A 16,098-nucleotide genomic window follows, 5' to 3' on the forward strand; every position below is an offset into this window, starting at 1 on the left:
ACTTGGGAGGGCTCACCGTGCCGAACCGGAGCATGACCGAAGACGATCCGCTCGAAGACTTCGACCGTCGAACGATCACCATCGACGCAGTGGCGAAGTCCGTGTACGTGGCCGGCACCGGTCCCGCAGTAATCGTCATGCCGGAGATGCCGGGCATCAGCCCGCATGTAGCGCGATTCGCCCGCTGGGTGCGCGACGCCGGTTTCACGGTCTTCGTTCCGTCACTGTTCGGCCGCGACGGAGCGGTCCCCACAGTGAACGAGGGGCTGACGGTATTCAAGAGAGCCTGCGTCAGTGCAGAATTCCGCGCCCTCGCTGCCGACGAACCGAGTCCGGCGGTCCGTTGGCTGCGTTCACTCGCCGCTTCGGCGCATGAGGAGAGCGGCGGTCCTGGCGTCGGCGTGATCGGAATGTGCTTCACCGGTAACTTCGCGTTGTCGATGATGCTCGAACCCTCGGTCATCGCGCCGGTTCTCGCCCAACCGTCGTTACCGCTCGATCGACCGGACGAAACCGACAGCGGGCCCGAAGAACTCGAAGCCGTGCGCTCGAGACTCGAGGCCGAAGACCTCACGGTGCTTGCATACCGCTTTCGAGGTGACTCGTTCTGCCGCGCACAACGATTCGCCGCCTATTCGAAGGCCTTGGGCGAGCGCTTCGTCGGGAAGGTACTACCCGACGAAGCGGCCAACGCGACAACGTCGCCGTTCTTCGAACACGTCATTGCCAATCCACACAGCGTGGTGACGGCTCATCTCGTCGACGAGGCGGGATCGCCCACCACCGTCGCACGAGACGAGATTCTGCAGTTCTTCCGGGAGCGATTGCTCGCGGAACGAACCAGCGATCAGTGAAGTTTCGTCATCCAGCCGTGGGTGTCGGCGAAGGTTCCGCGCTGGATACCCGTGAGGGTGTCGCGCAGTGCCATCGTCACCTCACCCGGCTCGCCGTCGGCGATGGTGAACTCGCCCTCGGCGGACTTGACGCGTCCGACGGGGGTGATGACTGCTGCTGTGCCGCAAGCGAAGACCTCGGTGATTTCACCGCTCTTGCACTTGGTGCGCCATTCGTCGGTGCTGATCTTGCGCTCCTCGACGGCGAAACCGGAATCGGCGGCAAGGGCGAGCAACGAGTTGCGCGTGATGCCTGGCAACAACGAACCGGACAGCGACGGCGTCACGAGGCGAGCGTCGGGGCCCGAGCCGAAGACGAAGAACAGGTTCATTCCACCCATTTCCTCGACGTACGTGCGCTCGATGGCGTCGAGCCAGACCACCTGGTCGCAACCCTCGTCGGCGGCTTGCGCCTGGGCGAGGAGTGAAGCGGCGTAGTTGCCGGCGAACTTGGCCGCGCCGGTACCGCCGGGGGCCGCGCGAACGTATTCGGTGGACAGCCACACACTGACCGGCTTGACGCCGCGCGGGAAGTACGCACCGGCGGGCGAGGCAATCAGCAGGTAGCGGTACTCGTCGGCGGGACGGACACCGAGTCCGGCTTCGGTGGAGAACATGAACGGACGGAGGTAGAGCGCGTCCTCGCCACCGGCTGCGGGAACCCAGTCGAGATCGACGTCGATCAGTTCGGTGATGGAATCGATGAACATCTGCGACGGGAGCTCCGGCATGGCCAGACGGCGCGCAGATGCCGCGAAACGCTCGGCGTTGGCCTCGACGCGGAACGAGCTGATCTCGCCACCCGGCTGACGGTATGCCTTGAGGCCCTCGAAGATGGCCTGTCCGTAGTGCAAAACCATTGCGGCCGGATCGAGCTCGATGTTTCCGTACGGCAACACCTGGGCGTCGTGCCAGCCCTTGCCCGCGGTGTAGTCGATCGAGACCATGTGGTCGGTGAAGTGCCGCCCGAAGCCGGGCGCCGCCAAAATGTCACGGCGCTCGGCGTCGGACTTCGGGGACGAGCTCTGAACACGAACGAAATCGGCGGCACCTGTCATGGGCGCAATCCTATCGAACGTGAAAAAGCTCTCTACTTGGTGTTGGTCTCCACGAACGGAGGAGACACCACGACGCACCGAAGAGCACGACCACGGACGTCGACTTCGATCTCGTCGCCGGCCGAGACATTGGCACCGGAATCGAGGAGCGCCAACGCAATTCCCACTTTGAGCGAGGGCGAAAACGTCCCCGAGGTGGTCTCGCCGATTGCCTCGCCGTCACGCAGAACACCGAGGCCGGCACGAAGCACGCCGCGATCGAGAGCCTTGATCCCCCAGAGTTTGCGAGCCGGGCCGGCAGCCTTCTCGTCGGTCAAGGTCTCTTTGCCCCAGAATGTCGGCTTCTTCCAACCGATCGCCCATCCGCAGCGCGCTTCGAGCGGAGAAATCTCGAGCGAAAGCTCATGCCCGTGCAGCGGATACCCCATCTCGGTACGAAGAGTGTCACGGGCGCCGAGTCCGGCGGCCTGCCCACCCTCGGCGCGCACTGCCTCGAGAAGCGCGCGGAACAACGGCTCGCTGTCCTCCCACCGCGGCAGGAGTTCGTAGCCGACCTCACCGGTGTAACCGCTGCGGCACACACGAACAGGCACGCCGTTCCATTCCGCATCTTCGTACGCCATGTACTCGATCTCGGTGGGAAGTCCCAGAGCGGTCAGAACCGCCACCGATTTCGGACCCTGCACAGCCAGCACACCGTAGGCACGATGCTGATCCTCGACGGTGATTCCGTCCGGTGCGAGGGCGACCAGAGCCGCAACGACGTCCGCGGTATTGGCTGCGTTCGGGACAAGGAAGATTTCGTCGTCGCTGACGTAGTACGCAATGAGGTCGTCGATGACACCACCGGACTCGTTGCAGCACAACGTGTACTGAGCCTTACCCGGCCCGATCTTGTTCAAATCGTTGGTCAGTGCGGAGTTCACGAATTCCGCGGCGCCCGCGCCACGCACGACGGCCTTGCCGAGGTGACTGACGTCGAAGAGTCCGACATTCTCACGCACAGAGGTGTGTTCGGCCACGACGCCGGCGTACGAAACCGGCATCTGCCACCCCCCGAACGGCGCGAACGTCGCGCCGAGTTCGACGTGGACGGGGTGGATCGGGCCCTGCAACAGTTGTTCGTCGGTCATGGCCCACAACCTATCGGACTTCGCCGATCGAAACATGTCCGCAGCGAGAGCTCACCCGGCCGTGACGATCGCCCGTCCGCAAACTGCAAAGGGCCTAACATCGACTCAGGCATCCGCCAGAACCGGACGCATCGCACACTCACCTCACAGGAGACACCTTGAGCACTCGCACAGCCCGATCGTTGGGACCCGACCTCGTTCTCGCCGGCACAGTCGCCAAGCGCGCAGAGATACTGGTCGTCGGTCTGACGTCGGGTCCGGACGGCCCCGAAATCGCACTCAGCGAAGGCATCGTCGCCGAAGACGTACTCGCCGAGATCCTCGACAGCCTCATCGCCGTCGGCGCCACGGGCAAGCCCGAGCAGCTCACTCGTGTCCCGGCACCGAGCGAACTGTCGGTCACCAGCGTTCTCGCCGTCGGACTCGGCTCTGCCGACAAGCTCGGCAGCGAGCAGATCCGTAAGTCCGCCGGCGCCGCAGCTCGCTCGTTGTCCGGCATCGACACCGTCGCAACCACGCTCTCGATCCTCGACCTCGGTGCCGCCGCCGAGGGATTTGCGTTGGGCGCGTACAGCTTCACCGAATTCAAGTCGTCCATGACGGCTCCCGGTCCCGATTCGCAGCCACTGGCCCGCGTCGAACTTCTGGTGCCGTCGCCGCGCACGAAGGAGACCAAAGCGACGCTGGCACGGTCGGCCGCCATCGCCGAGGCCGTCGCCACCGCACGCGAGTTCGTCAACACTCCCCCGAGCCACCTCTACCCCGCCGAGTTCGCCGCGCGCGCGAAAGCACTGGGCGTCGAGGCCGGGCTCACCGTCCAGGTTCTCGACGAGAAGGCACTCGAGAAGGGTGGCTACGGCGGAATCATCGGCGTCGGCAAGGGCTCGTCACGCCAGCCGCGTCTCGTCCGCCTCGAATACGCGTCGAAGAAGCGTGGTGCCCGCAAGGTCGCACTGGTGGGTAAGGGCATCACCTTCGACACCGGCGGAATCTCCATCAAGCCCGCCGCCGGTATGGAGAACATGACCTCGGACATGGGCGGCGCCGCAGCCGTCATCTCCACCGTCGTGCTTGCCGCCAAGCTCGGCCTGCCCGTCAACGTCGTCGCATACGTACCGATGGCCGAGAACATGCCGTCCGCGACCGCCCAGCGTCCCGGCGACGTGCTGACCCAGTACGGCGGAATCACCATCGAGGTCGTCAACACCGACGCCGAGGGCCGTTTGATTCTTGCCGACGCGATGGTTCGCGCGGGTGAGGACAATCCCGACTACATGATCGACACCGCCACCCTGACCGGTGCGCAGATGGTCGCGCTCGGCAACCGCACCCCCGGAGTCATGGGCACCGACGAGTTCCGTGACCGCGTCGCCTCCATCTCGCAGAGCGTCGGCGAGAACGGCTGGGCCATGCCGCTGCCGGAGGAATTGCGCGGAGATCTCGACTCCAAGGTCGCCGACATGGCCAATGTCACCCCACACCGCTGGGGCGGCATGCTGGTCGCAGCTCACTACCTCAAGGAATTCGTTCCCGAGGGTGTCCAGTGGGCGCACATCGACGTCGCGGGGCCGGCCTACAACACGTCAGGGCCGTGGGGTTACACCGGCAAGGGCGGTACCGGCGTTCCCGTTCGCACGATGATCTCGGTCCTGGAGGACATCGCGGTAAACGGCTGACCCCTTGCTGTGCGCCTTTATTAACCCCCCGCGGTTAATAAAGGCGCACAGCAGTTCAAGCGCCGTCGCGTAATTCCTGCTCGCGGGCACGCTTGCGTTCGATTCGCTTACGTTCGTCGTGATCGCGCATACGCTGCGGATATCCCGTCTTGCGGACGTCGTAGACCGGGATCTTCAGGTCTTGTCCCAATTTGCGGGCACCACGTTCGCCGCCGACACGACGACGAGTCCACTCCCCGTCCTTCGCAACCAGGACGACGGTCACCTCGGTCACCGTCGTCTGCGGTTCCACATAGGCTTCGACGCCTTCGTGCGAGTGCGCCCAATTCGCCAGATGATCCGCATCACTCTGCGCTGCGGCCTGAGCCGCACTCGGCGGACGCTTGAAACGATCGAACAGTCCCACGGTCGTACCCTCCTCGGTACCGACGCCGCGGATGCACCCCGGCGATATGTCAAGTTTGCCAGGCGATGTCCGTTGTGCCTGCGCACGACATACCGTTTGGTCCGCTTACGACGTTACAGCCGGACCCCCGACGCATACCTACTCGCCAGTAGCCGACACACCCGAAACGGACGGCATCCCCCTCATCGGACACGCCCGGCGTATCAATGGAAAGATGAACGACGGTGACGCCGCGCCCGCGCGTCGACATCGGCAAAATAGCTACAAGTAGCCGCACGTCGCGCGCCACTCGAGCACAATGCATTACGACCACAAGTCGACAAAATTCAACAACCCGAACACAACTGTCGAGGAGTCAAAAGACATGGCCTTCTCCGTCCAGATGCCAGCCCTAGGTGAGAGCGTCACCGAGGGAACTGTCACACGGTGGCTCAAGCAGGAAGGAGACACGGTCGAAGTCGACGAACCCTTGCTCGAAGTCTCCACGGACAAGGTCGACACCGAGATTCCGTCTCCCGTCGCCGGCGTCCTGACCAAGATCGTCGCGCAGGAAGACGACACCGTGGAAATCGGTGGCGAGCTCGCCCAGATCGGTGAAGCCGGCGAAGCCGCAGCACCCGCGGCAGAGGCACCCGCCCCCGCCGCCGAGGAAGCTCCCGCCGAGGAAGCGCCGGCTGCCGAAGCTCCCGCTGAAGAAGCTCCCGCTGCCGAGGCACCCGCTGCTTCGAGCGGTTCCGCTGAAGGTACCGCCGTGACGATGCCCGCCCTCGGCGAGTCCGTCACCGAAGGCACCGTCACCCGCTGGCTCAAGGCTGTCGGCGACGAGGTTGCCGTCGACGAGGCGCTGCTCGAGGTCTCGACCGACAAGGTCGACACAGAGATCCCGTCCCCCGTCGCCGGAATCCTGCTCGAGATCAATGCGCAGGAAGACGACACCGTCGAGATCGGTGGCCAGCTGGCCGTCGTCGGCTCCGGCACACCCGCCGCGGCTCCGGCACCCAAGGCCGCTCCCGCAGCACCGGCAGCACCCCCTGCCCCCAAGGCCGAAGCTCCGAAGGCCGAAGCACCCAAGGCTGAAGCACCCAAGCCTGCCGCCGCACCGGCCGCACCCGCTCCGAAGCCTGCTGCGGCTCCCGCACCGGCGGCTGCCCCCGCAGCGTCCGGTGACAGCAGCCCGTACGTCACCCCGCTCGTGCGCAAGCTCGCCACGGACAACGGCGTCGACCTCGCGACCGTCACCGGCACCGGCGTCGGCGGCCGCATCCGCAAGCAGGATGTGCTCGCCGCTGCGGAGGCCAAGAAGGCTCCCGCCGCCGCAGCTCCTGCTGCTGCAGCACCCGCGGCCGCACCGGCCGCCACCGCAGCCGCAGGCGTCCGACCCGAACTGGCACACCTGCGTGGAACCACGCAGAAGGCCAACCGTATTCGGCAGATCACGGCCACCAAGACACGTGAGTCGCTGCAGAACACCGCTCAGCTCACGCAGACCTTCGAGGTGGACGTCACCAAGATCGTCGCCCTGCGGGCCCGTGCCAAGGCCGGCTTCATCGAGCGCGAAGGCGTCAACCTGACGTTCCTTCCGTTCTTCGCCAAGGCAGTCGTCGAGGCGCTGAAGTCGCACCCGAACATCAACGCAAGCTACGACGAGGCTGCCAAGCAGATCACCTACTACGACGCTGAGCACCTCGGCATCGCAGTGGACACCGATCAGGGCTTGCTCTCCCCCGTCATCCACAACGCCGGCGATCTCGGCCTGGCCGGCTTGGCCCGCGCCATCGCCGACATCGCCAAGCGTGCACGCTCGGGTGGCCTGAAGCCGGACGAGCTCTCGGGTGGCACCTTCACCATCACCAACATCGGCAGCCAGGGCGCGCTGTTCGACACCCCGATCCTGGTACCGCCGCAGGCGGCCATGCTCGGAACCGGCGCGATCGTCAAGCGCCCGATGGTGGTCACCGACGAGAACGGCAACGAGTCCATCGGCGTTCGCTCGATGATCTACTTGCCGCTGACCTACGATCACCGTCTGGTCGACGGCGCCGACGCCGGCCGATTCCTCACCACTGTGAAGCAGCGGTTGGAAGAAGCCTCGTTCGAAGCTGATCTGGGCCTGTAAGCAACTGCTCGGCCGGCCGGGGCGTCATCTCCATCAGGAGGTGGCGCCCCGGCTTTTTCAGTACGGTCGGAGATATACGTTCGGATATCGAAGCACGCTGAATCGAAGGAGGCTTTCCGAATGCGAGTAGTCATCGCCGGCTCGTCCGGTTTGATCGGAACGGCCTTGGTGTCATCGTTGCGCTCCGACAACCACGACGTGGTGCGTCTGGTGCGACGCTCGACCGCCGGCCCCGACGAATCGCGTTGGGACCCGGACCACGACCGTCTGGACCTCTCCGTCCTGCAGGGCGCCGACGCCGTCGTGAACCTCTGCGGCGTCGGCATCGGCGACAAACGGTGGTCGGGTTCCTACAAGCAAGCGATCCGTGACAGCCGCATCGTCGCGACCGACGTCTTGGCCGAAGCGGTCGCGAGTGAGAAGGTTCCCGTCCTCGCCAACGCGAGCGCCGTCGGCTATTACGGCGACACCGGCGACAAGATCGTCGACGAGGATTCGCCGGCAGGCACAGACTTTCTCGCCACGACGTGTCGCGATTGGGAACTTGCCACCGAACCGGCGCGTGCGGCGGGTGCCCGCGTCGTCAATCTGCGGTCCGGCGTCGTGATTTCACCTCATGGGGGCATGCTCGGTCGGCTTCGGCGCCTTTATTCGTTCGGCCTCGGCGGGCGACTGGGCAACGGTCGCCAGTACTTTCCGTGGATCTCACTCGAGGACGAGTGCGACGCGATCAAGTTCGCGCTCACGAATTCCGAACTCTCCGGTCCCGTCAACCTGACCGGTCCGGCCCCTGTCACCAATGCCCAGTTCAATGACGCCATGTCCCGTGCGGTCCACCGCCCGGCTCCCTGGATCGTTCCCGGGTTCGCACTCGAAGCGTTGATCGGAGAATTCGCCAAGAGCGGCATCCTCGGTGGCCAGCGCGCCATTCCCGCAGCTTTGGAAAAGGCGGGATTCTCTTTCCGCCACAACACGATCGGCGAAGCGCTGGCGGCCGCACTCGGTTGATTCCGAAGTCGGGCGTAATCTCTACGTCCATGAGCAGCGCTGCCGTTTCCGCCCGGTTCTCGAAACTGCCGATCGCCGTCGAACAACTCGGTTCGATCGACTACAACGCCGCGTGGGACCGCCAGCGTGAGCTCGCGGCAGCGCGGGCGGACGACATCGGACCGGACACGCTACTGCTCCTCGAACACCCGCCGGTGTACACGGCAGGACGACGCACGGAACCCGAAGATCGTCCCGTCGACGGCACGCCTGTCATCGACGTCGACCGCGGCGGGAAGATCACCTGGCACGGCCCCGGCCAGCTGGTGGGATATCCGATCGTGAAACTGGCCGAGCCCATCGACGTGGTGCGGTATGTCCGACGCATCGAGGAAGCACTGATCACGGTGTGCACGGACCTCGGCCTGAACTGCGGGCGCATCGACGGCCGCTCCGGCGTCTGGCTGCCCGCCGAACTCGCAAACGGGCAATGGAAGCCCGAGCGCAAGGTTTCTGCCATCGGCGTGCGCGTCCAACGGGGCGTGGCACTGCACGGCTTCTCCCTGAACTGCAATTCGGTCCTGACCGGATTCGACAACATCATTCCCTGCGGCATCCGTGACGCCGGGGTCACGACGCTGTCGCAGGAACTCGGTCGCGACGTCACCGTGGACGAAGTCACTCCCGCTGTGACCGAGGCAGTGATCGCTGCTCTCGACGGAACCATGCCCGTCACCGAACGGAACGTCGAGCGCGTCACCTTCGAAAGCGCCTCGCCTACTCCGACTTTTACTACCGTTCAGTACAGCTGACGGGCTCGCCCGAACCCCGTTGCAGTAATCACCGGGCGTAGGATCACTGTCGTGACTATCGCCCCAGAAGGACGTAAGCTGCTCCGTCTCGAGATCCGAAACGCGGAGACGCCTATCGAACGCAAACCCAACTGGATCAAGACCCGAGCAAAGATGGGCCCCGAGTACACGGAGCTCAAGGGCCTGGTCAAGCGTGAAGGTTTGCACACCGTCTGCGAGGAAGCGGGCTGCCCCAACATCTACGAGTGCTGGGAAGACCGCGAAGCCACGTTCCTGATCGGCGGTGAGCAGTGCACACGCCGCTGCGACTTCTGCCAGATCGACACCGGCAAGCCCGAAGCCCTCGACCGCGACGAGCCCCGTCGCGTCGCGGAAAGCGTTCAGGCCATGGGCCTTCGATACTCCACGATCACCGGCGTCGCCCGCGACGACCTCCCCGACGGCGGCGCCTGGCTCTACGCCGAGACCGTCCGCAAGATCCACGAACTCAACCCGGGCACCGGCGTCGAGAACCTGGTTCCGGACTTCAACGGCAAGCCCGAACTGCTCGACGAGGTCTTCGCCTCACGCCCCGAGGTCCTCGCACACAACCTCGAGACCGTCCCCCGCATCTTCAAGCGGATCCGTCCGGCATTCCGGTACCAGCGCAGCCTCGACGTCATCACCGCAGCACGCGACTACGGACTGGTCACCAAGTCCAACCTGATCCTCGGAATGGGCGAAACCCCTGAAGAGGTCACCGAGGCGATGGCAGATCTCCACGCCGCCGGTTGCGACATCCTCACCATCACCCAGTACCTTCGACCCTCGCCCCGGCACCACCCCGTCGAGCGGTGGGTCAAGCCCGAGGAGTTCGTCGCGCACTCGAAGGCTGCAGAAGAGATGGGCTTCGCCGGCGTCATGGCCGGTCCGTTGGTTCGCTCGTCGTACCGCGCCGGCCGCCTGTATGCGCAGGCCATGGCACATCACAGCCGTGAACTTCCCGAGGCGCAGCGTCATCTGACCGAGGGCGGCGACGCTTCCCAGGAAGCCAGCTCACTCATGGCGCGCCTGAATCGCTGATCCACTTTTTGCTGTGCGCCTTTATTAACCGCGGGCGGTTAGTAAAGGCGCACAGCAATGGACGTATCCTGGGTACATGGCGAACGGCAGCAAATCCGGTAAGGGCAAACCCACCAAAGAGGCAAAGGCTGCAGCGAAGGCTGCCCGCAAGCAGGCTTCCAAGGAACGTAGAACTCAGCTCTGGCAGGCATTCCAGATGCAGCGCAAGGACGACAAGCTCCTCCTGCCGCTGATGATCGGCACCCTCGTCGGTGCGGCTCTGGTCTTCTTCCTGGTCGGCCTCATCTGGGGCCTTCAGTGGTTCCTGCTTCCGATCGGCATCGTTCTCGGTCTCCTCGGCGCCTTCATCATCTTCGGTCGTCGCGTCCAGAAATCGGTGTACAAGAAGGCTGAAGGTCAGGCCGGTGCCGCTGCGTGGGCGCTTGACAATATGCAGGGTGCGTGGCGCGTCACGAATGCCGTCGCCGGCACTACCCAACTCGATGCCGTTCACCGCGTCGTCGGACGGCCGGGTGTCATCCTCGTCGCCGAAGGTTCGCCGCAACGCGTCAAGGGCCTCCTCGCGCAGGAGAAGAAGAAGACCGCCCGCCTCATCGGCGACACCCCGATCTACGACATCATCATCGGCAACGACGAGGGCCAGGTTCCGCTCTCGCAGCTCCAGCGCTACTTGAACAAGCTGCCGCGCAACATCGACACCAAGCGCATGGACAACATCGAAGGCCGACTCGCTGCACTGAGCGCACGCGGCGGCGGAGCAGCGCTTCCCAAGGGCCCGATGCCCGGAGGCGCGAAGATGAAGGGAATGCAGCGAACCATTCGTCGTCGCTGACACTCCCCCACAGCAAAACGAAAGACCCGGGCCCACACGGACCCGGGTCTTTCTTTACTTCGAGAGATTTGTGTCAGCGCGATTTCACGAGCAAAGTGCCGGTCGCGCGGTCCTGCATACCGCGACCGTCGATGTCGGTGATGGTCGCGGGAATCACGAACACAAGCAGTGCCTGACGTCCGAGCGCGCGCACGAAGCCCACTCGGATCGGGCCTTCGATACGCGCAACCTGAAGTCCGAGGACGAACTGCCCCGGGGTGAAGTTGAACAGAGCCACGGTGACGACACCGACGGCGAACCACACCATCAGCGTGACAGTCGAGGTCATACCGTCGAAGAAGTCGCCGGTGATGAGCGAGGCCACTCCCACAGCCATCACCCAATCCACCAACAGTGCCGCGATACGACGGCCCGAACCGACCAGCGAACCCGGACCCTCCTGAGGGAAACCGAGGAGCTCGCCACGGTACGACTGCTCACGGCCGTCTGCGCTCTTCGGCAAAGCTGCTTGCGGCCCAGAGAGCCAAGTTCCGGTGATACGTGCCATGCTGTCCAGGATAGGCGTCGCAGCACCGTAGTCCAGATTTGCCGGGTTTTAACTGTGTGGCCGGTCACATGGACTTCGGAAATCCCCAGGATGCTGCGACGCGTAACACTGCCGAAACAAAGGGTTGACGAGCGGGCAACACCAGCTCCCTACCGTCTGCCTCGACGGATTCAACCGACATCACTTGGCTGAAGCGACTTAAGGAGCACAAGCGTGGCGTTCACCACGGCCGAAGAGGTCATCAAGTACATCGCGGACGAGAACATCGAGTACGTCGACATTCGGTTCAGCGACCTGCCCGGCGTCCAGCAGCACTTCTCGATCCCGGCGTCTGCTTTCAACCAGGACGTGTTCGAGGACGGCCTCGCATTCGACGGATCTTCGGTCCGCGGATTCCAGTCGATCCACGAGTCCGACATGATGTTGCTTCCCGACGTCACCACGGCGCAGATCGACCCCTTCCGCAAGGCGAAGACCCTCAACATCAACTTCTTCGTGCACGACCCGTTCACCCGTGAGTCCTACAGCCGCGACCCGCGCAACGTTGCTCGCAAGGCCGAGGAGTACTTGGTCAGCACCGGCATCGCGGACACCGCATTCTTCGGCGCCGAGGCCGAGTTCTACATCTTCGACTCGGTTCGCTACGACTCCGGCATGAACTCCGCTTTCTACGAATTGGATTCCATCTCCGGTTCCTGGAACACCGGCGCAGAGACCAACGCCGACGGCTCCCCGAACCTCGGCTACAAGGTTCGCGCCAAGGGTGGCTACTTCCCCGTCGCTCCGTACGACCACTACGTGGACCTGCGCGACGAAATCTCCACCAACCTGACCAACGCAGGCTTCGAGCTCGAGCGCGGCCACCACGAGGTCGGCACCGGCGGACAGCAGGAGATCAACTACAAGTTCAACACGCTGCTCGCAGCTGCTGACGACCTGCAGCTGTTCAAGTACATCGTCAAGAACACCTGCTGGCAGCACGGCAAGTCCGCAACCTTCATGCCGAAGCCGCTCTTCGGTGACAACGGCTCGGGCATGCACGTCCACCAGTCCCTGTGGAAGGACGGCAAGCCCCTCTTCCACGACGAGTCCGGCTACGCAGGCCTCTCGGACATGGCGCGCCACTACATCGGCGGCATCCTGCACCACGCTCCGTCGCTGTTGGCCTTCACCAACCCGACGATCAACTCGTACCACCGTCTGGTGCCGGGCTACGAAGCCCCCATCAACCTCGTGTACAGCCAGCGCAACCGCTCGGCAGCTGTCCGTATCCCGATCACGGGCAACAACCCGAAGGCAAAGCGTCTCGAGTTCCGCGCACCCGACTCCTCGGGTAACCCGTACCTCAACTTCGCTGCACAGATGATGGCCGGCCTGGACGGCATCAAGAACAAGATCGAGCCGATGGCTCCGGTCGACAAGGACCTCTACGAGCTTCCCCCGGAGGAGGCTCGCAACATCCCGCAGGCTCCGACCAGCCTCGAGACGGTCATCAACCGCCTCGAAGCCGATCACGAGTACCTGACCGAGGGTGGCGTCTTCACCACCGACCTGATCGAGACCTGGATCTCGCTCAAGCGTGAGCAGGAAATCGCTCCGGTCAACCTGCGTCCGCACCCGTACGAGTTCGAGCTCTACTACGACGTGTGATCCGCATCCTGACGTAAGTCAGACCTGCGAATACCGAGTGCACCCGTCCCGCATCTGTGGGGCGGGTGCACTTGTTTCGGTCCGATCGAATGTGTCTGCCACACACGTCCCAGCCGCAACTGAGCGGAATTACATCGGGTATACATTCGACCGATGCCAACTTGGGTGCAGGAGGAGCAATAGATGCCCGATCCGTTCGCAATCGAAGTGGACTCCTTCTACAACACGATCGTCCTGCGATCACCGGATGACTACGAACCACTTGCGCCGGGTTGGTTTCCCACCGAACCCCAATTCGTCACCGGCGGACTAGGCCGACTCGTCATCCACACCGGTGGACGCGGGCTCGTACGCGTGACAGTCACCTCCACCGAAACACCAGCCCCTCCGCTCACGGATTCGCTATTCACAGTGTGGGAGGACATCGCGGAGTGTTCGTTCACCATCAAGAGCGACGCACTCTGCTTCGACGGATTCTCAGGCGAGGTATCGAATCCAATTCCCCATCCGAGGCCAGGCCCGTGCCGAGTGCGAGTGTTAGCTCGGGGACGGACTGAGCACTGGGACGCCTACCGGACACCGGAGTCCCAACCGCAGATACGACTCCACATCCAACTCTGGCCGCAACAACTCGGCGACCCGCACCTCATCCAGTACCGAGACCGGATTACCGGAAATCGTAGCCGAACCGACGACACCCCCGAGGAAAAGCAGGCCACCACGTAGCCGGGAACATCTCTCTCCACTGCGCAGTGCTGCTCCGGGCACGGCTACCGGATCCAGTAGTTATCTGTGCCGAGGCCGGTAGCGAAGTGCGAGTAGTCGACCTACCGTCCAGGGCTGCGGATACAGCGTTTCGCGGACCTGTACCCGGCAACGGAAAGACCGACGCGAAAGATGCTTTCATCATCGTCGATGCCGCCCGCACACTCCCCGATACGCTGTTGCCGATCGGAAAGGCCTGCGACCTTGTCGAGGGTCTACGCGTGCTGTCCGAATTCGACGCCGATCTGGCGATCGACGAAAACCGGTTGATCAACCGCCTGCGGTCGATGCTGTTGTCGGTGAATCCGCCACGGACGCGCGATCGGCGCGCAGATGCACCGCCCGGTCGGACCAGGATTGCTCGCGAAGTTCGGTGGACCGGCCGGGTTCGCCGCCGCGACCTGGCCGCGCGCTGAGAGCAACCCTGGCCGAATACCCGGCTGGTCCGATCTTGACGTCGCTACCGGGCGTGGGCATACGGACCGGTGTGACGATGCTCATCGAGATCACCGACATCGGTCGTTCCGCGACGCAGGGGCGCTCGCCGTTTACGCCGGGGTCGCACCTCGCACACATCGCTCCGGAACGTCCGTCAAAGGTGAGCACCGACAACACAGCGGCAACGCCAGACTCAAACGCGCCAAGTATCTTTCAGCGTTCGCTGCTCTCAAGGATCCGATCTCCCGTGCCGACTACGACCGAAAACGAGCTGAGGGCAGGCGTGGCTGGTGCGCGTCTCGAGGTCAGAGTTTTCGCGCCGGATGTCGTATCGGAGAGAACCCCAATGTGGCTGCAGCGATAGCGAACACAACAACGACGCCGAGCAGGGTTAGGCGTTCACCGATCGCGCCGACCAGCAGACCTGCTATCACTGCGCCGAGCGCAGCCATGGTGCGGTTGACGGAGCGTCGGGCGGCATTCACACGCCCGAGAAGCTCATCGGGGGTGAGTGTTTGCCAATAGCCCATCTCGTTCGCGTTCTCCGCGCCCGCTGCCAACCCTTGCAGGCCCAGTGCTGCGAAGAGCAGTACATGGCCGACACCTGTGTCCGTCGCGAAGGCCACGAGAAGCCAGGTGACGGGGTATACCGTGCGGGCGAGGATGACTGCTCGTCCTGATCCGATGCGCGTGCCGAGCGCGTGAGCGCAAGATGTGCCGAGGAGGCTTGCGACACCGAACGTCGTCAGAAGCAAACCGTATGTGTAGGCGCTGAACCCGAGCGAGCGGAGAGCGAACAGCGACAGCACAGTCAACGCAGCTCCGTTGGCAAGGAACCACACGTGTGTCGATATCGCGAGCGGGTTGAGAGTGCGGTGGCGATACGTGAATCTCAGACCCTCACGCACTTCGTTCATCAGGTTTCGGGAGCGAGTAACGGATCGAGGCTCGTCGACGTCGAGCCCGAAATTGAGTGCGGCATCAGCGAAATAGCTGATTGCGTCGACGGCAATCACCACTGGAGCGCCGAGCAGGCCAATGAGTCCGCCTCCGACCGTTGGCCCCAATGTCGTTGCCGCTGCGTCGGCTTGGTCGAGTCGAGCGTTTGCTTTCACCAGTTGACTGCGTGGAACCAGCCGGGGCAACAAGGACTGCATCGCAGCGAAGCCGAACACCGAGAAGGAGCCGAACAACAGCAACACGATGACCAGAACCCAGACGTGCAGAAGCCCGGCGAGCCACAGAAGCGGGACGGCACCGAGCACAACTGCCCGACCGACGCTGGCCCACACGAGAATTGGCTTGCGCCGCCACCGATCGACGTAGACCCCCGCGACCAACCCGAGCACCGCATACGGGATCAACTGAGCCGCGTTCACCACACCCACTTCGAACGGCGTCGCGTCCAAAAGCTGCACCACCAAAATGGGCATCGCCACAGCTGTCACCGACGAGCCGGCCGAACTGATCACCGCGGCCGTGAGAAAGCGTCGAAATGATGAACGGTGACCTGCCGGCGAAACGTCACTCATCGCTGACATCCACGACGCCACACAGCCGACTGCACCAGTCTGTCCCGCTCATGCACGGCACTGTAACCGAGCACGCCCGATATCGGTGCTGAGGACGAGGCGGCTGTTGGCATTGCCAAATTGATAGAAGCACTCAACCGTGACCAAGGACCAGAGCGGACACAGCCCCTCACCTCGTCCGCGTAGGTGGG

General features: G+C 63.9%; 15 protein-coding genes. 10 read left to right on the forward strand and 5 right to left on the reverse strand.

Annotation, left to right across the window (positions count from 1 at the left end; all coding sequences use genetic code 11):
* The first annotated feature begins 32 nt into the window (after positions 1-32).
* Entirely contained in the window at positions 33-854 is an 822-nt protein-coding gene (locus P0M12_RS29545) for a dienelactone hydrolase family protein (protein WP_030537052.1), read from the forward strand.
* Here the strand turns inward: P0M12_RS29545 and P0M12_RS29550 are convergent.
* Both P0M12_RS29550 and gcvT read right to left on the reverse strand, forming a co-directional pair.
* Entirely contained in the window at positions 848-1,951 is a 1,104-nt protein-coding gene (locus P0M12_RS29550) for a branched-chain amino acid aminotransferase (protein WP_003941766.1), read from the reverse strand. The genes P0M12_RS29545 and P0M12_RS29550 overlap by 7 nt on opposite strands.
* 32 nt (positions 1,952-1,983) lie before the next feature.
* Entirely contained in the window at positions 1,984-3,084 is a 1,101-nt protein-coding gene (gene gcvT / locus P0M12_RS29555; RefSeq protein WP_003941726.1) for a glycine cleavage system aminomethyltransferase GcvT, read from the reverse strand.
* 158 nt (positions 3,085-3,242) lie between these two features.
* Here gcvT and P0M12_RS29560 point away from each other — a divergent pair, with 158 nt between their 5' ends.
* A complete protein-coding gene (locus P0M12_RS29560; RefSeq protein WP_007730044.1) occupies positions 3,243-4,760 on the forward strand; it encodes a leucyl aminopeptidase in 1,518 nt (505 codons plus the stop codon).
* A gap of 55 nt (positions 4,761-4,815) precedes the next feature.
* Here P0M12_RS29560 and P0M12_RS29565 read toward each other — a convergent pair whose 3' ends face one another.
* Positions 4,816-5,166 (reverse strand): hypothetical protein, encoded by a 351-nt coding sequence (locus tag P0M12_RS29565; protein ID WP_003941713.1) that lies wholly within the window; start codon positions 5,164-5,166, stop codon positions 4,816-4,818.
* A gap of 364 nt (positions 5,167-5,530) precedes the next feature.
* On the opposite strand from P0M12_RS29565, the gene sucB reads away from it, so the two are divergent.
* From sucB to P0M12_RS29590, 5 genes are all read left to right on the forward strand, one after another.
* A complete protein-coding gene (gene sucB, locus P0M12_RS29570) occupies positions 5,531-7,282 on the forward strand; it encodes a 2-oxoglutarate dehydrogenase, E2 component, dihydrolipoamide succinyltransferase (protein WP_030537053.1) in 1,752 nt (583 codons plus the stop codon).
* Positions 7,283-7,402: 120 nt separating this feature from the next.
* The gene (locus P0M12_RS29575; RefSeq protein ID WP_007730042.1) at positions 7,403-8,290 is read left to right on the forward strand and encodes a TIGR01777 family oxidoreductase; all 888 of its coding nucleotides are present in this window, start codon (positions 7,403-7,405) and stop codon (positions 8,288-8,290) included.
* A gap of 29 nt (positions 8,291-8,319) precedes the next feature.
* A complete protein-coding gene (gene lipB, locus P0M12_RS29580; protein ID WP_007730040.1) occupies positions 8,320-9,081 on the forward strand; it encodes a lipoyl(octanoyl) transferase LipB in 762 nt (253 codons plus the stop codon).
* A gap of 51 nt (positions 9,082-9,132) precedes the next feature.
* Positions 9,133-10,143, forward strand: coding sequence for a lipoyl synthase (gene lipA / locus P0M12_RS29585; RefSeq protein ID WP_277377212.1), 1,011 nt, complete (start codon positions 9,133-9,135; stop codon positions 10,141-10,143).
* Positions 10,144-10,219: 76 nt separating this feature from the next.
* Positions 10,220-10,975 (forward strand): DUF4191 domain-containing protein, encoded by a 756-nt coding sequence (locus P0M12_RS29590; protein ID WP_003941625.1) that lies wholly within the window; start codon positions 10,220-10,222, stop codon positions 10,973-10,975.
* Between the two features lie 73 nt (positions 10,976-11,048).
* Here the strand turns inward: P0M12_RS29590 and P0M12_RS29595 are convergent, their stop codons facing one another.
* A complete protein-coding gene (locus tag P0M12_RS29595) occupies positions 11,049-11,522 on the reverse strand; it encodes an RDD family protein (protein WP_003941579.1) in 474 nt (157 codons plus the stop codon).
* A 213-nt stretch (positions 11,523-11,735) separates the two neighbouring features.
* Between P0M12_RS29595 and glnA the strand changes: the two genes are divergently transcribed.
* The 3 genes from glnA (at position 11,736) to P0M12_RS29610 (ending at position 14,353) form a co-directional block, all read left to right on the forward strand.
* Complete coding sequence (gene glnA, locus P0M12_RS29600; RefSeq protein WP_003941609.1) at positions 11,736-13,172, forward strand: type I glutamate--ammonia ligase; 1,437 nt, start codon at positions 11,736-11,738, stop codon at positions 13,170-13,172.
* 183 nt (positions 13,173-13,355) lie between these two features.
* Positions 13,356-13,898: a hypothetical protein gene (locus tag P0M12_RS29605; RefSeq protein WP_054827201.1), complete on the forward strand. Its 543-nt coding sequence runs from the start codon at positions 13,356-13,358 to the stop codon at positions 13,896-13,898.
* A gap of 86 nt (positions 13,899-13,984) precedes the next feature.
* Complete coding sequence (locus P0M12_RS29610; protein ID WP_054827200.1) at positions 13,985-14,353, forward strand: transposase; 369 nt, start codon at positions 13,985-13,987, stop codon at positions 14,351-14,353.
* A gap of 327 nt (positions 14,354-14,680) precedes the next feature.
* Here P0M12_RS29610 and P0M12_RS29615 read toward each other — a convergent pair whose 3' ends face one another.
* Positions 14,681-15,907 carry an MFS transporter gene (locus tag P0M12_RS29615; RefSeq protein ID WP_277377213.1) on the reverse strand — a complete coding sequence of 409 codons (1,227 nt, stop codon included), beginning with the start codon at positions 15,905-15,907 and terminating at the stop codon, positions 14,681-14,683.
* Positions 15,908-16,098: the final 191 nt, after the last annotated feature.

It is taken from the genome of Rhodococcus sp. RCBS9, from assembly GCF_029457415.1.
Classification (GTDB): domain Bacteria; phylum Actinomycetota; class Actinomycetes; order Mycobacteriales; family Mycobacteriaceae; genus Rhodococcus_F; species Rhodococcus_F qingshengii.